The sequence below is a fragment of the Enterobacter hormaechei subsp. hoffmannii genome (genome assembly GCF_001729745.1).
In the GTDB taxonomy this organism is placed as follows: Bacteria; Pseudomonadota; Gammaproteobacteria; order Enterobacterales; family Enterobacteriaceae; genus Enterobacter; species Enterobacter intestinihominis.
Genome location: NZ_CP017186.1, coordinates 3,129,865 through 3,144,448, shown reverse-complemented (window position 1 = coordinate 3,144,448; position 14,584 = coordinate 3,129,865). Strand labels below are relative to the sequence as shown.

The 14,584-nt window shown below is 53.0% G+C and carries 12 protein-coding genes and 6 tRNA genes; 7 read left to right on the top strand and 11 right to left on the bottom strand.

From position 1 onward, the window contains the following. Window positions 1-55: 55 nt before the first annotated feature. Window positions 56-997 carry a LysR family transcriptional regulator gene (locus BFV65_RS14710; protein WP_038416474.1) on the top strand — a complete coding sequence of 314 codons (942 nt, stop codon included), beginning with the start codon at window positions 56-58 and terminating at the stop codon, window positions 995-997. Here BFV65_RS14710 and BFV65_RS14705 read toward each other — a convergent pair. The 5 genes from BFV65_RS14705 to BFV65_RS14685 all read right to left on the bottom strand — a co-directional run bounded on the left by BFV65_RS14705 (window position 988) and on the right by BFV65_RS14685 (window position 1,844). Continuing rightward, on the bottom strand, window positions 988-1,329 hold the full coding sequence (locus tag BFV65_RS14705; protein WP_022648939.1) for a FlxA-like family protein: 342 nt from the start codon (window positions 1,327-1,329) through the stop codon (window positions 988-990). The genes BFV65_RS14710 and BFV65_RS14705 overlap by 10 nt on opposite strands. 137 nt (window positions 1,330-1,466) lie before the next feature. Then, window positions 1,467-1,542, bottom strand: a tRNA-Lys gene (locus tag BFV65_RS14700). Window positions 1,543-1,546: 4 nt separating this feature from the next. Next, window positions 1,547-1,622: transfer RNA gene (locus tag BFV65_RS14695), tRNA-Val, on the bottom strand. Window positions 1,623-1,651: 29 nt separating this feature from the next. Then, window positions 1,652-1,727 (bottom strand) — tRNA-Val (locus BFV65_RS14690). A gap of 41 nt (window positions 1,728-1,768) precedes the next feature. Next, window positions 1,769-1,844: transfer RNA gene (locus BFV65_RS14685), tRNA-Val, on the bottom strand. A gap of 258 nt (window positions 1,845-2,102) precedes the next feature. On the opposite strand from BFV65_RS14685, the gene gltX reads away from it, so the two are divergent. Beyond that, a complete protein-coding gene (gene gltX / locus BFV65_RS14680; RefSeq protein ID WP_022648938.1) occupies window positions 2,103-3,518 on the top strand; it encodes a glutamate--tRNA ligase in 1,416 nt (471 codons plus the stop codon). 51 nt (window positions 3,519-3,569) lie between these two features. On the opposite strand, the gene BFV65_RS14675 is transcribed toward gltX, so the two are convergent. Next, a complete protein-coding gene (locus BFV65_RS14675; RefSeq protein WP_032622330.1) occupies window positions 3,570-3,956 on the bottom strand; it encodes a YfeC-like transcriptional regulator in 387 nt (128 codons plus the stop codon). Window position 3,957: 1 nt separating this feature from the next. Further along, entirely contained in the window at window positions 3,958-4,320 is a 363-nt protein-coding gene (locus BFV65_RS14670; RefSeq protein WP_022648936.1) for a YfeC-like transcriptional regulator, read from the bottom strand. A 217-nt stretch (window positions 4,321-4,537) separates the two neighbouring features. On the opposite strand from BFV65_RS14670, the gene BFV65_RS14665 reads away from it, so the two are divergent. From BFV65_RS14665 to BFV65_RS14655, 3 genes are all read left to right on the top strand, one after another. Then, window positions 4,538-4,613 (top strand) — tRNA-Ala (locus tag BFV65_RS14665). A gap of 41 nt (window positions 4,614-4,654) precedes the next feature. After that, window positions 4,655-4,730: transfer RNA gene (locus tag BFV65_RS14660), tRNA-Ala, on the top strand. 209 nt (window positions 4,731-4,939) lie between these two features. After that, the gene (locus BFV65_RS14655) at window positions 4,940-7,129 is read left to right on the top strand and encodes an EAL domain-containing protein (RefSeq protein ID WP_069596795.1); all 2,190 of its coding nucleotides are present in this window, start codon (window positions 4,940-4,942) and stop codon (window positions 7,127-7,129) included. Window positions 7,130-7,174: 45 nt separating this feature from the next. On the opposite strand, the gene nupC is transcribed toward BFV65_RS14655, so the two are convergent. Beyond that, window positions 7,175-8,362, bottom strand: coding sequence for a nucleoside permease NupC (gene nupC, locus BFV65_RS14650; RefSeq protein WP_022648934.1), 1,188 nt, complete (start codon window positions 8,360-8,362; stop codon window positions 7,175-7,177). A 345-nt stretch (window positions 8,363-8,707) separates the two neighbouring features. Here nupC and BFV65_RS14645 point away from each other — a divergent pair, with 345 nt between their 5' ends. Next, complete coding sequence (locus BFV65_RS14645) at window positions 8,708-9,946, top strand: Nramp family divalent metal transporter (protein WP_023300656.1); 1,239 nt, start codon at window positions 8,708-8,710, stop codon at window positions 9,944-9,946. A gap of 33 nt (window positions 9,947-9,979) precedes the next feature. Here BFV65_RS14645 and ypeC read toward each other — a convergent pair whose 3' ends face one another. Both ypeC and mgrA read right to left on the bottom strand, forming a co-directional pair. Further along, on the bottom strand, window positions 9,980-10,327 hold the full coding sequence (gene ypeC / locus BFV65_RS14640) for a DUF2502 domain-containing protein YpeC (protein ID WP_022648932.1): 348 nt from the start codon (window positions 10,325-10,327) through the stop codon (window positions 9,980-9,982). A 126-nt stretch (window positions 10,328-10,453) separates the two neighbouring features. Next, on the bottom strand, window positions 10,454-11,452 hold the full coding sequence (gene mgrA, locus BFV65_RS14635) for an L-glyceraldehyde 3-phosphate reductase (RefSeq protein WP_022648931.1): 999 nt from the start codon (window positions 11,450-11,452) through the stop codon (window positions 10,454-10,456). A gap of 186 nt (window positions 11,453-11,638) precedes the next feature. Between mgrA and ipdC the strand changes: the two genes are divergently transcribed. Further along, window positions 11,639-13,297, top strand: coding sequence for an indolepyruvate decarboxylase (ipdC, locus tag BFV65_RS14630; protein WP_038416470.1), 1,659 nt, complete (start codon window positions 11,639-11,641; stop codon window positions 13,295-13,297). Here ipdC and BFV65_RS14625 read toward each other — a convergent pair whose 3' ends face one another. Further along, window positions 13,298-14,533 (bottom strand): ion channel protein, encoded by a 1,236-nt coding sequence (locus BFV65_RS14625; protein WP_038416469.1) that lies wholly within the window; start codon window positions 14,531-14,533, stop codon window positions 13,298-13,300. It lies immediately after the preceding gene. Window positions 14,534-14,584: the final 51 nt, after the last annotated feature.

The window sequence follows — 14,584 nt, the reverse complement described above, 5'->3', positions numbered from 1 at the left end:
TTCTTCCCTTTGAGAAATAAAATTGATTTATTGCATCCATTCATGAATTAAACAGATGAATTATTCACTACGTCAGCTTCGTGTTTTCGTCACCGTCGCGCAGGCCCGCAGCTTCAGTCGGGCTGGGGAGATGATTGGCCTCAGCCAGTCGGCGGTGAGCCATAGCGTGAAAGAGCTGGAAACTCAAACCGGCGTGAAACTGCTCGACCGCACGACGCGCGAAGTGGTGCTCACCGAAGCGGGACATCAGCTGGCAACGCGTCTGGAAAGGCTGCTGGATGAACTGAACAGTACGCTGAGGGACGTCGGACGGCTTGGACAACAGCTTTCCGGTACCGTGAGAGTGGCGGCGAGCCAGACGATTTCGGCGCATCTTATTCCCCAGTGCATCGCTGAAAGTAATCACCGCTATCCGGATATCGATTTTGTTTTGCACGACAGGCCGCAGCAGTGGGTACTGGAGAGTATTCGTCAGGGGGATGTGGATTTCGGGATTGTTATTGATCCCGGAGCGGTAAGCGACCTGGAATGTGAAGTGGTACTCTCGGAACCCTTTTTATTGCTCTGCCGCGATGATGATCCTCTGGCATCGCTGTCGCAGGTGGCCTGGCAAGCCTTACAGGGGGCAAACCTGGTGTTACAGGATTATGCATCAGGTAGCCGCCCGCTGATAGATGCCGCACTGGCCGCACAGGGCGTAAAGGCAACCATTGTGCAGGAGATTGGGCATCCTGCCACGCTCTTCCCCATGGTCGAAGCGGGGATTGGGATCAGCGTTCTGCCTGCGCTGGCGCTGCCACTGCCGCAGGGGAGTCGTTTAACGGTGAAGCGTTTCGTACCCTGTGTCGAACGCCAGCTGATGCTGGTACGCCGTAAAAACAGGTCACTTTCCGGCGCGGCACACGCCTGCTGGGATGTGGTGCGTATGCAGGCCAGGCGTCTGATGGAGGCCCGCACGCGCGATCCACTTTTTAACGAAACCAATGATCAGATATAGATATCAATCTGATGTTCTGCGGAGGGTTTATTGACGCCTTCCGCCACGGCCTGACCGCTTTCCTGTTTTGGCATCGCCTCTTCTGCCTGCTGACGCTGCAATTGCGCCAGCTGTGCCTGCAACATAGCCAGCTGAGATTCGAGCAATTCTTGCTGCTTTTGCTTTTCTTCCGCTGTGGCATCACCCATGGCGACTTCTTTAAGTTGCTGAGTGACTTTCGTTATCTGTTTGGTCAGACGGGTGATCTGGGAAGCAATGTCGTTTCCGCCGGAGCTGTTATCTACGCTGCCGATTTCCATCGCCGACAGAGAAACGGGCTTAAGAGTTGTCATATTGAGATCCTTTTCGCCATAAAATAGAGGTATCGGCAAAGAAGGCGTGAGCTTGAGTAAAACAAGCGGTTTGGCTGTAATGGGGATGTGCTATATCGCAGATAGCAAAAAAGCGCCTTTAGGGCGCTTTTTTACATTGGTGGGTCGTGCAGGATTCGAACCTGCGACCAATTGATTAAAAGTCAACTGCTCTACCAACTGAGCTAACGACCCGAAATGGTGGGCGATGACGGGCTCGAACCGCCGACCCCCTCCGTGTAAAGGAGATGCTCTACCAACTGAGCTAATCGCCCATTTCGGAACTGCTACGATAAGGTGAGAATGGTGGGCGATGACGGGCTCGAACCGCCGACCCCCTCCGTGTAAAGGAGATGCTCTACCAACTGAGCTAATCGCCCAATCTCAATTCTTATCTACACTGCGAGTCTACCGAAGTAGATGGTGGGTGATGACGGGCTCGAACCGCCGACCCCCTCCGTGTAAAGGAGATGCTCTACCAACTGAGCTAATCACCCCCGCTGTGTGGAGTCGCATTATAGGGAGAGTTGAAAATGAGTCAACGCATTTTCTAAAGTTTTTATTCGTTCGTCGTAAAATTAGTCAAAACGATCGCAAAACGGACTGTGGTGCATGATTTCTAAACAAAAACAGCAATCTCGAACCGGATAAAGTGATCGACATTGAGGAATCGGCCCACAGTGATAGAATATTGCCCATTGTTTTCTTCCCAGGATTTGCCGATTACCGGCATCTTTATAACGTAAGGCCATTTCATGAAAATCAAAACTCGCTTCGCGCCGAGCCCGACAGGCTATCTGCATGTCGGTGGTGCACGTACTGCTCTCTACTCCTGGCTTTTCGCACGCCACAACAAAGGTGAGTTTGTGCTGCGTATTGAAGACACCGACCTGGAGCGCTCAACGCCGGAAGCAATTGAAGCCATTATGGATGGGATGAACTGGCTGAATCTGGAGTGGGACGAAGGCCCATACTTCCAGACCAAACGTTTTGACCGCTATAACGCCGTAATTGACGAGATGCTGGTCGCAGGCACGGCCTATAAGTGCTACTGCTCAAGGGAGCGTCTGGATGCGCTGCGCGAAGAGCAAATGGCAAAAGGCGAAAAACCGCGTTATGACGGTCGTTGCCGTCATGACCACAGCGAGCATGCTGCTGATGAGCCTTGCGTAGTGCGTTTTGCTAACCCGCAGGATGGCTCTGTTATCTTTGATGACCAGATCCGTGGCCCGATCGAATTCAGCAACCAGGAGCTGGATGACCTCATCATTCGTCGTACTGACGGCTCGCCAACCTATAACTTCTGCGTGGTTGTGGACGACTGGGATATGGAAATCACTCACGTGATCCGTGGTGAAGACCATATCAATAACACCCCGCGTCAGATCAACATTCTGAAAGCGCTGAACGCGCCTGTACCGGTGTATGCGCACGTATCGATGATCAACGGTGACGACGGTAAAAAGCTGTCCAAACGTCATGGCGCGGTGAGCGTGATGCAGTACCGTGATGACGGCTATCTGCCGGAAGCGCTACTGAACTATCTGGTGCGTCTGGGCTGGGCTCATGGTGACCAGGAGATCTTCAGCCGCGAAGAGATGATCGAGCTTTTCTCTCTGAACTCGGTAAGCAAATCAGCCAGCGCGTTCAACACTGACAAACTGCTGTGGCTGAACCATCACTACATCAATACCATGCAGCCAGAGTATGTGGCGACTTATCTGCAATGGCACATTGAGCAGGCAAACATCGATACCCGTACGGGCCCTGAGCTGGCGGATCTGGTGAAGCTGCTTGGCGAGCGTTGCAAAACGCTGAAAGAGATCGCCGAGAGCTGCCGCTACTTTTATGAAGAGTTTGACGCGTTCGACGCCGATGCGGCCAAGAAACACCTGCGTCCGGTTGCGCGTCAGCCGCTGGAAGTGGTGCGAGATAAACTCGAAGCCATTACCGAATGGACTGCAGAAAATGTTCACCACGCGATTCAGGCAACCGCTGATGAGCTGGAAATTGGCATGGGTAAAGTCGGTATGCCGCTGCGCGTTGCGGTGACGGGGGCAGGCCAGTCTCCGGCGCTGGACGTGACCGTTCATGCCATTGGCAAATCACGTAGCGTTGCGCGTATCAACAAGGCGCTGGGCTTTATTGCTGAGCGCGAAAGCCAGCAGTAATGCTCGTGAAATACAAATAACGGCAGGGTAACCTGCCGTTTTTTATGTCTGTTATTCAGCAATACCAAGACGCGTGAGAAAACCCTGCAAACCTTCGCGAGCGAGCAGCTTGTGCAAACGTTCCTGTTCGACAGTTGTCATGTTTTCCAGCGAGTCGATAATTTGTGGAAGCAGGCTGGATGAGGTCGCCACGCCATAGAGTGAAGGGCTTTCTGCCACATGGTAAACAGCCCGACTGTTACGAATGGCGGGAAGGCTAATGATGTGCTCCTTAACGTGCGCATCAATACATATCACCCTCGCTCTTCCGCCTTTTACACCGTTGATACCCTCCGTTTTCCATCCTTTCTGTCGTATCCAGCGATTAACGGTTTGTCGGGCGACGCCCAGACTGTCCGCCAGCTCTTCCGTGGTCATTTTGCTGCGTAATCTTTTCATATTAGCGTTGGTCGCGAATCCCTAAGCGTTGTAACAATCCGGTAATCCCTTCCCGCAGTAACAGAGATGTCATCTGCTTTTGCTCATCCGGCGTCATTTCATTCGCCAGCGTCAGGAGCAGGGCGTGAAGCGAGCCTTCGTGGTACGCCTTTTCTGGCATTTCCGGCGACTCTGTTACCCTGCGTGCGCTGCGAATAAAGTCGCGCACTTTTTCATTGACGTGTACCAGACGCGCCTTGCCGCCCTGAACGCCTGGTTTTGGCGATGTAATCCAACCCTCTTTGCGTACCCATTTATTGATGGTCTGTCGGCTATAGCCAGTCAGCAGGGCTAACTCTTCTGGCGTCATTCGTTCCTTGATCATACAATTTCCTGAATATCTGTGGGGTTAATTAGTGGTTCATTTTATAGCACCGTTTTACGTGAAAACGTGACAAGCTTAACTCCTGGCTGCGAGCAGACTCGCAAAGTGATTCATTTGCATGATTTTTCGGCGGTTGAAAGGCTGAGGTTGAATTTGCCGTTGACACTGTGCGGCGGAATTCATATTATGCCGCCCGTCAACATGACAGCTTTACGATGGGGCTATAGCTCAGCTGGGAGAGCGCCTGCATGGCATGCAGGAGGTCAGCGGTTCGATCCCGCTTAGCTCCACCAAACTCTGAACCCAACAGAGTACGGTAGGTAAAGTAACATGTGGGGCTATAGCTCAGCTGGGAGAGCGCTTGCATGGCATGCAAGAGGTCAGCGGTTCGATCCCGCTTAGCTCCACCAAAATTTAAACCCTCGTCGCCAGACGGGGTTTTTTATATCTTGTAAAATATTTAGACTGTTTTTGTTGCAATTAACGTCATTTTCTATACCTCACCTCAATCCAAATCAATAAATAAGTCCATAAATAGACCTAAACTTGATTCGTCCAATTAATAAACCTATTATCGATCCGGTCAATAAGACGATGGTTAAATAGATTACCCGGATTAATGAATAGAAAAATTTACAATAATGTAAAAATATTTATGATTGCCCTGGCGCTAAGCCTGATTGCGATCCCCTTTTCCCGTTATATCTCTCCGCGCGCTATCGTTAACGAAAATGATGTTTATTTAGCGTGGCTGCCCTTAAGCGCCATGCTCGCCATCGTGTTGTTATTTGGACGACGGGCAATCATTCCTTTGTTGCTAAGTTTTAGTGTTACTAATGCTTATTACTTTGATTTAGCCCCGCTACAATCTATCGTTTTATTATGTTGTCAGACGTTTTCCGTCTTCGCCGCCTGTGGCGTTATCCGTTTGATGCTGGGCAAGCGCTGGCGCCACAGCATGCCGAATAAGTACATTGGTATACGTATTTTATGGCTCGGATTTATGGTGCCTGTGGGCATCAAATTATCGATGTATCTGGCGGGGTATTTATTTGATTTCCCGGTAACAATCTCCTCCTATTTCGGCGAAGGCTCTGCAATTTATAACGTTATCGATATTCAGAGTCTGATTTGCGCCGCCCTGATTTTCACCATGATGTTCTATTATCCATTAAGAATGATTATTAATCCTCGCTATGCCCGAACATTCTGGCGGCGAAGCGTGAAGCCCCTCTTTTGCAACAAAAAAGCGTTATTTATCGTTGTGTGGCTGATGCTGTTGGTCTCAATGATCGCTATTTTATGCGCGCCTTTTGAGTCGCAGTTTATTGCGGGTTATTTGATGCCGACCGTTTTCATTCTTTTTACCCTGGGTATTGGTCGTTTGAGCTATGCGCTCATCTCTTTATTCTGGGCAGCCTCAGCGCTCATGTTGTTGACCTATAATTATAATTTTCTCAATGGCGTTGAATCGGGCCACTCGCTCTCCTTTATTCTGTCGGTACTCATCTCTTTCGCTATCTGCCTGCTTTACATGTCGCAGATCTATCAGAAAAGTGAATGGCTGAAACAGGGGTGGCAGGAGAGGGCGCTTACCGATCCGCTCACCGGTCTGCCTAACATTCGTGCGCTGGAAGTTTTTCTACAGCATCATCCTGAGGCCAAAGTCTGCTGCTTGCGTCTGGATAATCTGGAATTCCTGAGCCGTCACTACGGCATCCTCATGCGCGTGCACTGTAAAAAGATGATCACCGCGTCGCTGCAGCCGTTATTGCAAAAAGACGAGAAGCTCTTCCAGTTACCAGGCAGTGAACTGATGTTGGTCTTGCTGGGACCGGGCACGGCTGAACGTCTGCAATTTATGGTTGACCATCTGAACAGCCGTAAAATTATCTGGAACAAGACTGAGCTCGACATTGAGTTTGGTGCCTCCTGGGGGGAAGTGCCAAATGGAGAAAGCGTGCATCACACGCTGGGTCAGTTGAGCTGGCTGTCCGAGCAGTCCTGTTCCGGGCATAACGTCCTTGCGTTAACCAACAGTCTGGATGATGTTTCTGGTCATACGACGGACAGGGTGCTAATGCTGGCCCGTATAAAACGCGCCCTTGATATCGGTGGTCTCCATCTTTACGCGCAGCCAATTCACAACGCGCGCGGAGAAGGGTACTTTGAAATCCTTTCGCGTCTTGAAAGTGATGGTGAGATCATCACCCCTGACCGCTTTATTCCGCTGATTGCTCAGTTCAACCTGAGCCACCGATTCGACCTGAACGTGGTGGAAAGATTGCTGATGTGGATGCGCAGTCATCCATCCGGACGGGCCGGAACGCGGTTCTCCGTTAATCTGATGCCGCTGACGCTGATGCAGAACGAGATTGCAGCTGAGATCATCGCGCTTTTTGAACGCTACGCCGTTGCACCGCAAGATATCGTCATTGAGATCACCGAGGAACAGGCTTTCTCTGACTCGGGAAGCAGCATCAACAATATCCAGCAGCTGCGGGATTATGGCTTCCGCATTGCTATCGATGACTTTGGTACCGGCTATGCCAACTTTGAGCGCCTGAAGCGACTGGAGGCCGATATCATTAAGATCGATGGCTGCTTCGTGAAAGATATCTGCACCGACAGCATGGATGCGATGATCGTGCAGTCCATTTGCAACATGGCAAAAACGAAATCGCTTTGTGTGGTGGCTGAATATGTGGAATCGGCTGAACAACGCGAGATGTTGCTGCGATACGGCGTTGATTATTTGCAGGGCTATTTGATTGGTAAACCACTGCCCCTGACGGCGCTGGAGACATAAAAAAACCGGGAGCGATGGCTCCCGGTTTTCATTGAGCGGTATGGATTACAGCACCAATGCTGCGATAGAGGCAGACAGGACGCTCACCAGCGTTGAACCGTAAACCAGCTTCAGGCCAAAGCGAGAAACGACGTTACCTTGCTCTTCGTTCAGGCCTTTAATCGCACCAGCGATAATACCGATGGAAGAGAAGTTCGCGAAGGAGACCAGGAAGACGGACAGGATCCCTTCCGCACGCGGGGAGAGCGTGCTGGCAATCTTCTGAAGATCCATCATCGCCACGAATTCATTGGATACCAGTTTCGTTGCCATGATACTGCCCACCTGCAACGCTTCGTGAGCGGGCACACCCATTACCCAGGCGACCGGGTAGAAGATATAGCCCAGAATACCCTGGAACGAAATACCAAGTACGGCCGCAAACAGGGCGTTTAGCGCAGCGATCAGTGCGATAAAGCCAATCAGCATCGCGGCAACGATAATCGCAACCTTGAAACCCGCCAGAATGTATTCACCCAGCATTTCGAAGAAGCTCTGTCCCTCGTGCAGGTTTGACATCTGAATGTTCTCTTCGCTGGCATCCACGCGGTACGGGTTAATCAGCGAAAGAACAATAAAGGTGCTGAACATATTCAGAACCAGCGCTGCAACCACGTATTTAGGTTCCAGCATAGTCATATACGCGCCCACGATAGACATGGAAACGGTAGACATTGCTGTCGCCGCCATGGTGTACATGCGGTTACGGGACATCTTGCCGAGGATATCTTTATACGCAATGAAGTTCTCAGACTGACCCAGGATCAGCGAGCTGACTGCGTTAAAGGATTCCAGCTTGCCCATGCCATTAACTTTCGATAACAGGAAGCCGATTGCACGGATAACCACCGGCAGAACACGAATGTGCTGGAGGATCCCGATCAGGGCAGAGATGAAGACGATAGGGCAGAGCACTTTCAGGAAGAAGAAGGCCAAACCCTGATCGTTCATGTTGCCAAAGACAAAGTTAGTCCCGTCGTTGGCAAATCCGAGCAGTTTTTCGAACATTTCGGAGAAGCCTTTCACGAAGCCGAGGCCTACGTTGGAGTTCAGGAAGAACCACGCAAGTAAAACTTCAATGACCAGCAGCTGGACAACATAGCGAATACGAATATTTTTGCGGTCAGTGCTGACCAGCAATGCGAGTGCAGTAACGACAACGAGTGCCAGGACAAAATGAAGGACGCGGTCCATATTTGCTCCAAATATGAGGCAGGTTTAATTTCCGTGCACATTCTATGTAACAAGCACAAAGAAAACGAGATCAAGCCCACACTATAGTTACATCCTGTGACGAGTCTCAAAAATAGTGATCAACAATACATTTTTGTTATGTTAGGTAAATGAGTGAAAAGTTAAGTTTGTGTGCTACGCTTCACAAATGTCTGCGCATTTTCACATTCTGTGACCTTGCTCCACCTGCCTGTCCATTGTCCCTGGCTATCAGAGTAATCATGTTAACCATTACAAATGAACTTGATAATCATTCTCATTTTGATAGCATAAAACATAGCACAGGCTATATTTCCAGAGGCAGAAATGACGAATAGTCGCGTAGAGAGTAGCAGCGGCAGGGCGGCACGCAAGCTGCGGTTCGCATTAATGGGACCTGCATTCATTGCCGCGATTGGCTACATCGATCCGGGTAATTTTGCGACCAATATTCAGGCCGGGGCCAGTTTCGGCTATAAGCTGCTGTGGGTTGTGGTGTGGGCCAACCTGATGGCGATGCTGATTCAGATGCTTTCCGCGAAGCTGGGTATTGCCACCGGGAAAAACCTGGCGGAGCAAATCCGCGATCACTATCCGCGTCCGGCGGTATGGTTTTACTGGGTCCAGGCGGAAATTATCGCCATGGCCACCGATCTCGCCGAGTTTATCGGGGCGGCGATCGGCTTTAAGCTTATTCTGGGCGTCTCCCTGCTACAGGGCGCCGTGCTGACCGGTATCGCCACGTTCCTTATTTTGATGCTCCAGAGGCGGGGACAAAAACCGCTGGAGAAAGTCATCGGCGGCCTGCTGCTATTCGTCGCTGCCGCCTATATTGTTGAGCTGATTTTCTCCCAGCCGAATCTGGTGCAGTTGACGAAAGGGATGGTGATCCCGTCGTTACCCACCTCTGAAGCCGTATTTCTGGCCGCCGGGGTGCTGGGGGCGACCATTATGCCGCACGTAATTTATCTGCACTCTTCTTTAACCCAAAATCTGCACGGCGGGACGAGTAAAGAGCGCTACTCCGCCTCGAAATGGGATGTGGCAATTGCGATGACCATTGCCGGATTTGTGAATCTGGCGATGATGGCGACTGCCGCCGCCGCGTTTCACTTTAACGGGCATACCGGGGTTGCCGATCTCGACCAGGCGTACCTGACGCTGGAGCCGTTGCTGAGCCATGCCGCTGCCACTATTTTTGGTTTAAGCCTGGTTGCTGCGGGACTTTCCTCTACGGTTGTGGGGACACTGGCCGGGCAGGTGGTGATGCAGGGGTTCGTACGTTTCCATATTCCACTGTGGGTTCGCCGTTCGGTAACGATGCTGCCTTCCTTTATTGTAATTCTGATGGGGCTGGATCCGACCCGCATTCTGGTGATGAGTCAGGTGCTGCTGAGTTTCGGTATTGCGCTGGCGCTGGTGCCGCTACTGATATTCACCAGCAACAAATCGCTGATGGGCGATCTGGTGAATTCGACGTGGGTGAAACGCGCCGGGTGGGCCATTGTGGTCGTGGTGGTGGCGTTAAACATGTGGTTGCTGATAGGCACAGCAGCAGGCCTGTAAAAGAAAAAGGAGCCGTGAGGCTCCTTTTAGCTGTTAATGGTGATGGCCGTGACCATGGCCTCTGCCTTTTCCGTGACCCCTGCCGCCACGGCGGTCGTCACGATCGTTCCAGCCTTCGCGGTAGCCGCGTTCGTAGGCCTTACGCTTATCCCAGCCACGGTGATAGCCGTTATCGTGTTTCCACCAGCGGTTTTTACGCCACTCATAATGTCGGTGCCAGTAGTCACGGTCGCGCCAGTAGCCACCGTCCCAGTATCTGCCGTAGTCATCACGATCGCCAATTTGTAATTTAATCGATGGCAACAGGGTGATTTCGCCCGCATTGGCGACCAGCGGGGCCGAAGCCAGTAGTACCGCTGCAAGAATCAGTGACCTGAACATACTCTTCTCCTTCACGATCGGGGCCGCTGTGCGACCTGTTAACGCAATTTTACGAGTTGGTAAACATTCGTTTCATCGCCTCAACTCCTAAATCATGAACGAGAGCACTTTTTGCTAAAAGTGTTTTTAATCTGAACTGGACAGAATCGCTTCTATCGTCTTCAGCTCTTCTGCGGAGAAATGACGATTTTCAAGCATGCCTGCAGCATCTTCAATTTGTCCGGTTTTGCTTGCGCCGATGAGCACGGATGTCACCGCATCGTGGCGCAGGAGCCAGGCCAGTGCCATTTGCGAAAGCTTTTGCCCCCGTTTTTCCGCCAGCGCATTCAGCTTGCGTACCTTTTCCAGCTTTTTGTCGGTGACCTGTTCCGGATTAAGGAACTTACTGCCGCTTGCTGCGCGAGAATCTGCCGGGATGCCGTTCAGATAGCGATCGGTCAACTGTCCGCCCGCCAGGGGAGAGAAGGGGATACATCCCACCCCATTTTGCTGCAACACGTCCAGCAACCCCTCTTCAGGCGCACGTTCAAACATGGAGTACTTCGGCTGGTGGATTAGACAGGGCGTGCCCAGATCCTCCAGTATTTCAATCGCCTGCCGCGCCAGTTCTGCCGGGTAGTTGGACAGGCCGATGTACAGCGCTTTGCCCTGGCGCACCACATGGTCAAGCGCTTTCATCGTTTCACGTAGCGGCGTTTGTGGATCGGGGCGGTGGTGATAGAAGATATCAACGTACTCCAGCCCCATACGCCTGAGGCTCTGGTCCAGGCTGGAAATCAGATATTTACGCGAGCCCCAGTCGCCGTAAGGCCCGTCCCACATGGTGTAGCCCGCTTTGGTGGAGATGATTAGCTCATCGCGCCAGGGCAGGAAATCCTCCTGCAGGATGCGTCCGAAGTTGCGTTCGGCTGAACCAGGAGGTGGGCCGTAATTATTGGCAAGGTCAAAATGTGTAATACCCAAATCGAAAGCGCGCTGTAAAAGTTGACGGCTGTTTTCGAGCAGCGTCGCGTCGCCAAAATTATGCCAAAGCCCCAGCGAGATGGCGGGAAGCTTGAGGCCGCTTTGTCCACAGCGGCGATATTGCATTGTCTGGTAACGATTTTTGTCAGGTTGATAACCCATGAGCGAGACCTCTGGCGCTGGAAAGAAAAATCAGTGTATGCGTTTACACTAACCTGAAGAAAATGAGCATAGCTCAGCTTTTTTCGTAAAGCATTCTTTCCAGCCCCTGATTGTCGCCAATTCTGGACACCCTTCACGCTTATTTAATACTCAGAGTGAGGTCAACGTCAGAAGGACACCTATAATATGCGTACCCCCTATTGCGTCGCCGATTACCTGCTGGACCGACTAACAGATTGCGGTGCCGATCATCTGTTTGGCGTGCCGGGCGACTATAACCTGCAGTTTCTCGACCATGTGATAGACAGCCCGGACATCTGCTGGGTGGGCTGTGCCAACGAGCTGAACGCGTCTTACGCCGCAGACGGCTATGCCCGCTGTAAGGGATTTGCCGCACTCCTGACGACTTTCGGCGTTGGGGAGTTAAGCGCCATGAACGGTGTGGCGGGCAGCTTTGCCGAACATGTCCCCGTGCTCCATATTGTGGGGGCTCCGGGTATGGCGGCGCAGCAGCGAGGAGAGTTACTGCACCACACCTTAGGCGACGGCGAGTTCCGCCATTTCTACCACATGAGCGAACCCATCACCGTTGCACAGGCGGTGCTTACCGAACAAAACGCCTGCTATGAAATTGACAGAGTCCTGACCACCATGCTGCGGGAGCGCCGTCCGGGCTACCTGATGCTGCCCGCCGATGTGGCGAAAAAAGCCGCTACACCCCCTGTAAGCGCTCTCACTCTTAACTCCGCACCGGCCGATTCAGCCTGCATGCAAGCGTTCCGTGAGGCTGCCGAAAAGCGTTTGTCAACGAGCAAACGCACCGCGCTGTTAGCGGACTTCCTGGTGCTGCGCCACGGTTTGCGCGCGGCCCTTCAGACGTGGGTGAAAGAGGTGCCGATGGCACACGCCACCATGCTGATGGGCAAGGGCATTTTTGACGAACGACAGAGCGGTTTTTATGGCACCTACAGCGGATCGGCGAGCGCCGCGGCGGTCAAAGAGGCAATCGAGGGGGCTGATACGGTGCTGTGCATTGGCACGCGCTTTACCGATACGCTCACAGCCGGGTTTACCCACCAGCTGACGCCAGATCAGACGATAGAGGTTCAGCCCCACGCGTCCCGCGTCGGCGACGTCTGGTTTACGGGTATCCCGATGAGGGAGGCCATTGAAACGCTGACAGCGCTGTGCAAAACGCATGTATGTGATACGCGAGCGCCATCGGATCACAGCAGCTCTTCTTTCCCCACTATCGAAGGGGCGCTGACTCAGGAGAGCTTCTGGCGTACCCTGCAAACGTTTATTCGCCCCGGAGACATTATTCTGGCTGACCAGGGGACGTCTGCTTTCGGCGCTATCGATTTGCGTTTACCGGCAGACGTGAACTTTATCGTCCAGCCGCTTTGGGGATCGATCGGCTACACGCTCGCGGCGGCGTTTGGCGCGCAAACAGCGTGTCCGAACCGACGCGTGATTGTCCTGACGGGTGACGGTGCCGCGCAGTTGACCATTCAGGAGCTGGGATCGATGCTGCGCGACAAGCAGCGCCCGATTATTCTGGTGCTTAACAACGAGGGATACACGGTTGAGAGAGCCATCCACGGGCCGGAGCAGCGCTATAACGATATTGCCCTCTGGAACTGGACGCAGATCCCGCAGGCGCTGAGCCTGGCGCCAGAGGCAGAATGCTGGCGCGTCAGCGAAGCGGAAACACTGGCGGAGGTGCTGGATAAAGTAGCACACCACGAGCGACTATCGCTGATCGAGGTGATGCTGCCGAAAGCCGATATTCCGCCGCTGCTGAGCGCGCTGACCAAAGCGCTGGAGGCGCGCAATAACGCCTGATTACCTGTCGTTTCGCCATGCCATCAACATCGGTTTGCCCGCCAGCAGGAGCCAGGCGGGCAACATCACGATACAAAGGAGCGGCAGAAGCGTGGTATCCGGCACCACAACGGCCGCCATAAACAGACTCAGCCATGCATCGCGCGTTACCACCAGTACCAGCCCCAGAATGGAGCAGGAGACGGTAATCGCCGCAGGGACAGCGTCGACGTGCTCATGCAGCATCAGCCCCAGCGCGACGCCAACAAATACCGCCGGGAAGATCCGTCCTCCCCGGAAACCACAGGCTGCAGCGATCACCAGCGCCGCCAGTTTTACCAGCGCGAACAGCAGATAATCGGAGACGCTAAAGACCTGGCTGAAGGCCAGTTGCTGCATCTCGTCCAGACCCTTAAACAGCGTAACCGTCCCGCCGATAGCGCCTAAAACGCCCAGAATAAAACCGCCCATACCCAGAATCAGCACCGGATGCTTCAGCCTGTGCATCAGACGATGCAGGCGCGGAAGACACCACACTGCGATCATTCCCAGCGCAATGGCTATCGCGACGACGACGGCACCGCTGACAATATCGGTGAGTTGCATCTGGCCATAGTGGGGGATGGGGAGTGAAAAATGGGGATGGAAAAACAGGCTGGTTGTGAGGGCCCCTGCTGCTGCGGCCATCAGTGGCGCAAAGAGTTTATCCCACAGCGGCACATCATTGTCGCTGCTGAGCGTTTGCGAAAAGATGAGCGCAGCCGCTATTGGGGTACCAAACAGTGCCCCGATGGTACCGGCGGAAGCCAGAATCGTCCAGTCCAGCGCGCCAACGCGCGGGAAAAGACGCGCTCCCAGAAAGACCGCCAGCGCGATATTAACCGCCATAATGGGATGTTCAGGCCCGAGGCTTACGCCGCCCGCAAGACCGATAATCAGCGCGATAACAAGCCCCGGCAGAGCAGAGGGAGATACTGGCGCACCAATCAAGGGTTCCAGTGCCGGGTCCGGCCCGGCATGGCCCGGGCTATAGCGGATCACCAGACCTACGGCAATTCCGGTCAGGGTCAGCATCATCATGATCCACCCTGGCGAGTCAGTGCTGATGCCAAGTTTAACCGGCAGCGCGGTCCATAAAATCGTTTGCAGCACTGCCGCTACTTTCATGACGACGATGAGCACCAGGCTCGACGCTACGCCAATAATTAGCGCCGGGACAGCCAATAACAGCATGGTTCTGGCTCGCGGATGGAGCATGATGATTTCCTTGTACAAAACGGCTTAACGTTACTTTGCACAATCAGCATT

Coding starts and splice junctions, on each gene's coding strand:
- BFV65_RS14710 (WP_038416474.1), top strand. CDS start 56: ATGAATTATTCACTACGTCAGCTTCGTGTTTTCGTCACCGTCGCGCAG.
- BFV65_RS14705 (WP_022648939.1), bottom strand. CDS start 1,329: ATGACAACTCTTAAGCCCGTTTCTCTGTCGGCGATGGAAATCGGCAGC.
- gltX (WP_022648938.1), top strand. CDS start 2,103: ATGAAAATCAAAACTCGCTTCGCGCCGAGCCCGACAGGCTATCTGCAT.
- BFV65_RS14675 (WP_032622330.1), bottom strand. CDS start 3,956: ATGAAAAGATTACGCAGCAAAATGACCACGGAAGAGCTGGCGGACAGT.
- BFV65_RS14670 (WP_022648936.1), bottom strand. CDS start 4,320: ATGATCAAGGAACGAATGACGCCAGAAGAGTTAGCCCTGCTGACTGGC.
- BFV65_RS14655 (WP_069596795.1), top strand. CDS start 4,940: ATGAATAGAAAAATTTACAATAATGTAAAAATATTTATGATTGCCCTG.
- nupC (WP_022648934.1), bottom strand. CDS start 8,362: ATGGACCGCGTCCTTCATTTTGTCCTGGCACTCGTTGTCGTTACTGCA.
- BFV65_RS14645 (WP_023300656.1), top strand. CDS start 8,708: ATGACGAATAGTCGCGTAGAGAGTAGCAGCGGCAGGGCGGCACGCAAG.
- ypeC (WP_022648932.1), bottom strand. CDS start 10,327: ATGTTCAGGTCACTGATTCTTGCAGCGGTACTACTGGCTTCGGCCCCG.
- mgrA (WP_022648931.1), bottom strand. CDS start 11,452: ATGGGTTATCAACCTGACAAAAATCGTTACCAGACAATGCAATATCGC.
- ipdC (WP_038416470.1), top strand. CDS start 11,639: ATGCGTACCCCCTATTGCGTCGCCGATTACCTGCTGGACCGACTAACA.
- BFV65_RS14625 (WP_038416469.1), bottom strand. CDS start 14,533: ATGCTCCATCCGCGAGCCAGAACCATGCTGTTATTGGCTGTCCCGGCG.